8 protein-coding genes and 1 pseudogene are annotated in these 4,159 nt (G+C 41.5%); 1 reads left to right on the plus strand and 8 read right to left on the minus strand.

What is annotated here, in order from left to right; genetic code table 11:
- Window positions 1–316 precede the first annotated feature (316 nt).
- The 6 genes and pseudogenes from AC52RT_RS12450 to AC52RT_RS12475 all read right to left on the minus strand — a co-directional run bounded on the left by AC52RT_RS12450 (window position 317) and on the right by AC52RT_RS12475 (window position 2,646).
- On the minus strand, window positions 317–442 hold the full coding sequence (locus tag AC52RT_RS12450) for a rubredoxin (protein ID WP_495541049.1): 126 nt from the start codon (window positions 440–442) through the stop codon (window positions 317–319).
- Between the two features lie 147 nt (window positions 443–589).
- Window positions 590–1,258, minus strand: a pseudogene (locus tag AC52RT_RS12455) (MBL fold metallo-hydrolase); the annotation flags it as partial.
- A 20-nt stretch (window positions 1,259–1,278) separates the two neighbouring features.
- Window positions 1,279–1,731: a peroxiredoxin gene (locus tag AC52RT_RS12460; RefSeq protein WP_495541042.1), complete on the minus strand. Its 453-nt coding sequence runs from the start codon at window positions 1,729–1,731 to the stop codon at window positions 1,279–1,281.
- A gap of 63 nt (window positions 1,732–1,794) precedes the next feature.
- Window positions 1,795–1,977 (minus strand): transcriptional regulator, encoded by a 183-nt coding sequence (locus tag AC52RT_RS12465; protein ID WP_495541043.1) that lies wholly within the window; start codon window positions 1,975–1,977, stop codon window positions 1,795–1,797.
- Between the two features lie 22 nt (window positions 1,978–1,999).
- Complete coding sequence (locus tag AC52RT_RS12470; RefSeq protein ID WP_495541044.1) at window positions 2,000–2,173, minus strand: rubredoxin; 174 nt, start codon at window positions 2,171–2,173, stop codon at window positions 2,000–2,002.
- An 11-nt stretch (window positions 2,174–2,184) separates the two neighbouring features.
- The gene (locus AC52RT_RS12475; RefSeq protein ID WP_495541045.1) at window positions 2,185–2,646 is read right to left on the minus strand and encodes a ferritin-like domain-containing protein; all 462 of its coding nucleotides are present in this window, start codon (window positions 2,644–2,646) and stop codon (window positions 2,185–2,187) included.
- Window positions 2,647–2,799: 153 nt separating this feature from the next.
- Between AC52RT_RS12475 and AC52RT_RS12480 the strand changes: the two genes are divergently transcribed.
- Window positions 2,800–3,375, plus strand: coding sequence for a TetR/AcrR family transcriptional regulator (locus AC52RT_RS12480; protein WP_495541046.1), 576 nt, complete (start codon window positions 2,800–2,802; stop codon window positions 3,373–3,375).
- A gap of 38 nt (window positions 3,376–3,413) precedes the next feature.
- Here AC52RT_RS12480 and AC52RT_RS12485 read toward each other — a convergent pair whose 3' ends face one another.
- Both AC52RT_RS12485 and AC52RT_RS12490 read right to left on the minus strand, forming a co-directional pair.
- Window positions 3,414–3,809, minus strand: coding sequence for a hypothetical protein (locus AC52RT_RS12485; protein WP_495541047.1), 396 nt, complete (start codon window positions 3,807–3,809; stop codon window positions 3,414–3,416).
- Window positions 3,810–3,915: 106 nt separating this feature from the next.
- Window positions 3,916–4,159: hypothetical protein (locus AC52RT_RS12490; protein ID WP_495541048.1), on the minus strand; the 244-nt coding region annotated here is incomplete at its 5' end.

Below are 4,159 nucleotides of genomic sequence, written 5' to 3' on the forward strand. Positions count from 1 at the left end.
TCTCACGAATATGGAATTTGCCTTTACCTATCAGGAAAAGAAGTATTAGAAGGATACTTCCGATCATTGTGCGAAGAAAGACGATCTCGTAACTGTTCATGCTGATACGGCTTGCTACTATGCCGTTCAAGCCAAACAAGAACAGAGCACATAAATACTTGATTAGAGCTTTTTTATCCACTTCTTATTGTCCGTTTCCTCGTATTTGCAAAGATAATTCTATCACTCGAAATCAATAGGCATTAAAATGGTCTCGAAATGGCACTCCGAGACCATGATTCTTTGTCAATATAATTCATAAAATAACCGACAAAGCTCATGCCGGATTAAACTTCTCTTTGGGCTGTTTACATCTCGGACATTTCCAGTCTTCAGGAAGGTCCTCGAATGCTACTCCGTCATGCTCGGCAGGATCGTAAACATATCCGCAGATAGAGCAGATGTACTTTCCTGTCGCTTCCTTCTTCTCGAAATCAAACTCCTCGAAGATAGTCTCAACTGTGTTATCAAGATCCATGACTCTCTTTGCTTCAAGATTCTCGTATCCCTGAGGTGTATGTGTTCCCATGTAGACAGTAGGATTGTTTCTTATGAACTCTCTTACTCTGTCTAAAGTTACACGTGCTTCTGAAAGGTCCTCAAACACTACGGAGAGCTTATTCTCATAAAGAGCCTCATCAACGTATGTGATATCTCCGTGGATCATGTAGAAGAGACCATCGTTCTCGACAATGATGATGCTGTTGCCGTTCGTATGGCCTTTAGCCTTGATGAGATATACTCCATCGATTATCTTCTGGCTCTCAGGGAAGTTATGGTATACACCGTCGGTAAACTTAACGGGGACAATGTTATCAAGTCCCTGAAGCTCAGCAGCAGATAACTCTTCTTCATTTACATAGATCTTTGCATTGGGGAAGGACTTAAGTTCACCTGAGTGATCGTTATGCTTATGGGTAAGAAGGATCTTAGTTACCTGCTCAGGCTTATAGCCTAAAGCGGCAAAGGCTTCCATATAACTGCAGATATCTTTGCCTGTATAAGCTGCGGAGGTCTCATCAGGATTCTCTTCAGGAGTTCCTGCAGGAAGACCTGTATCAACGAGAATGACTTCAGTTCCTGTGTCTATAAGGTAATTCTGAAGGCTTCCTCTGTATCTTATATTCTTATCGAACTTCTCAGCTCCTTCTTCTCCGCCAAATGCGAAGGGCTGGGAATAGAAACCGTGCTTTCTAAACTTAACTGCTTTTATATCCATGAACTTCTCCTGTTTCTTTATTACTCAATTGTCGACAGCATCTGTGCTGCGTTTTCTGATGCCTTAACATTACCAAAGACTTTGATGATAGTGCCACTCTCATCGATCAGATAGGTTGTTCGAATTAGACTTTTTGTAGGTTTGCCGTCTTTCCCTATCTTAAGAACATCATATGACTGGATTACATTAAGTTCGGTGTCTGAAAGTAATGTAAAAGGGAGTCCGTGTTCTTCCTCAAATCTCTTATGCGACTCCACACTGTCCTTGCTTACACCGAGTACGACAGCACCTTTCTCACGAAACTGGGGATACAGTTCACCAAATGAGCATGCCTGCTTCGTGCATCCGCTAGTCATATCCTTGGGATAGAAGTAAAGAACAACCTTCTGTCCACGGTAATCACTTAAGCTTCTAACTTCTCCGTTCTGGTCCGGAAGGGAAAAGTCGGGCGCTTTTGTTCCGATTTCCAACATAGTTTTTCCTCCAACTTCAATTATGGCTGACGTCTAGTAACGCCAGCCATAATCATGTATTCATTATTTCTCGGCAGGTTCCCATTTGCACCTGACAGGGGATACTATGGATCCATCCTTTTTCATTTCTGCAAATGCCTTATCAACAACTTTTCTGTCGAGGCCAGTAAGTTCGGCGACTTTACCTGCATTAAGCGGCTCGCCAGCCTTGCGCATAGTATCTAATATCATCTCTTTCTCGTTCATGGTGATTTCCTCCTGTGTTTTGTCAAACCGGCTTGAACTGTTCCTTACCCTTACGGCAGCGGGGGCAGTTCCAGTCATCCGGAAGATCTTCAAACTTTGTACCCGGCTCTATGCCATGCTTTGGATCCCCCTTCTCGGTGTCATAGACATAACCGCATTTTGCACATTTGTATTTTCCGTCTCCGATAGGTTCCATCATACAACTCCTTAAATATCCATCATCTCGAGAAGATAGTTGTCATAGCCGAGTTTCTCAATGATCGAAAGGTGTTTAGCAACCCAAGCAGCATGTTCTTCTTCTCCTGCAACAAACTCTTCTATCAGTTTTCTTGTAACAGCATCGTCAGCCAGACTGCATGCCAGCTGATTCATTGATTCCGTACCGCCCTCAGTAAACTCTTTGTGCCAGCGCTCAAGAAGTTCCTTAGGATCATTATGAATCTCCTGCGGTATGAATCCGTACTCAGGCTTACCGCCGAGTGCAACGATCCTTTCTGTGCATTTCTTGGCTTCCTCGAGTTCTTCTTCAGCTTCTTCCTTGCAGCGATCAGCAAATTTACCATATCCCTGACCACGGAAAATAGCTTCGTGGATCGTATCAGCCTGAGATGTGGAATACCAGGCAATAGCCAGATCGTTAAGCGCTTTGATCTTTTCTTCGAATGTCATAGTGAATACCTCCGTTTTAGTTGATGTTGTGCTTGAACATTGTCTTTGATACCATAATGTTACATTTGTCACTTGCGACATTCAATTTACAATCGCGCTTATAATGCTTTAATAAATGACAGGTGTAACATAATTGTTCGGGAGTGCCCACTGATGAACTTTACTGATCTGAGAATTATGAAAACACAGGAAAAGCTCCAAAATGCTCTGCTTGAGTTATTGGAGCAGAATGAGCTGAAGGCTGTTACCGTAAAGGAGATCTGTGACAAGGCAGGCATAAGCCGCAATGCGTTCTACCAGCATTACGGATACAAAGAGGATCTCTATGATCAGATGGTGGCGCAAGCAACAGAAGAGATCAGGAATTCGCTGGACCCCATTATTCCGAATTCATCGCAACTTGATCGGGATATCATGAAAAAGTATGCGAAAAAAGTCATCGATGGTATTAACAGAGTAAAGAACCTTATCTATGTTATGCTCAAATCTGACGAAGGTATATTTTTAAGGCAGTTGACGGATCTTATTTTCGGACAGTTCCTTACAAACGCACTCTCGTTTTATGACATACAGGATTCGGAAGAAGTAAGACTCTATTATGAATTCTTATCCGCCGGTGTTGCTGCTTTTATTATAAAATGGGTTTTGGATGACAATCTTACAGAGCGCAAAGCAGTCAATCTTCTTACTGAGATACTGCTTCAGTGTCAAAATCCTATATCTGTATAAATGACTATTTAATTCTAGATTTTACCGACATCTGACAGTTATTTCCAATCAACCAGCAGGTATTGCCGGTATCCGGAATAGATGGTTGTAGTCGTGCCGTCATCCGGCGAATACACCTTGTAATACACATCCTCATCATCTGTTATTCCCGAGATGCACACTTTCTCAACATACAAAATGTATCTTCCGTCAGGAGAGGAGACTGCTTGCCAAATATACCCTCCGTCAGCATGCTCAATTAATGACCGGTATTCATCATATGGTATACCGATTGTTTCACGATGATCCTGAAATTCAGGATAGCTCTCTGCTCTTATTAACCCCCATGCACATAAACGGAAACACTGATCACTCTTGGAATCCTTAAAAACTATATTCTCATACCCATCTATACTTCTATAATCCTGTGAAAAATCAAAATGAAACTGTGACAAGTACAGGATTATCGACAAAAGTATTATTGGAATAATTGCAATTGCAAAGACTATCGTTATTTTTCTCTTCATTGTTTTTCTATAGTCCCTTTTCCTATATAAAACACTATCGAATCACATCAATACTTATTCCATTCTCTTCGAGAAAAGTTGTGACATTTGGGAGATTCTCGATCGGAACAAGAAGATACATCCCTTTTCGATCTTTGGGGATAAATGCCATTGTGTATTTAAATGCTCTTATGGCCTGATAATTATCCCAGTATGTTTTTCGCTCACCTTGAGAGGTAATAAATATAACTCCATCCTTATCACAGTCAATACGATTATCATTATCCGGACGGTTTCTT

The organism is Peribacillus sp., assembly GCF_059453735.1.

Excerpts from the sequence above, each read along its gene's own strand:
- AC52RT_RS12480 (WP_495541046.1), top strand. The coding sequence starts at position 2,800 with ATGAACTTTACTGATCTGAGAATTATGAAAACACAGGAAAAGCTCCAA.
- AC52RT_RS12475 (WP_495541045.1), bottom strand. The coding sequence starts at position 2,646 with ATGACATTCGAAGAAAAGATCAAAGCGCTTAACGATCTGGCTATTGCC.
- AC52RT_RS12460 (WP_495541042.1), bottom strand. The coding sequence starts at position 1,731 with ATGTTGGAAATCGGAACAAAAGCGCCCGACTTTTCCCTTCCGGACCAG.
- AC52RT_RS12470 (WP_495541044.1), bottom strand. The coding sequence starts at position 2,173 with ATGGAACCTATCGGAGACGGAAAATACAAATGTGCAAAATGCGGTTAT.
- AC52RT_RS12465 (WP_495541043.1), bottom strand. The coding sequence starts at position 1,977 with ATGAACGAGAAAGAGATGATATTAGATACTATGCGCAAGGCTGGCGAG.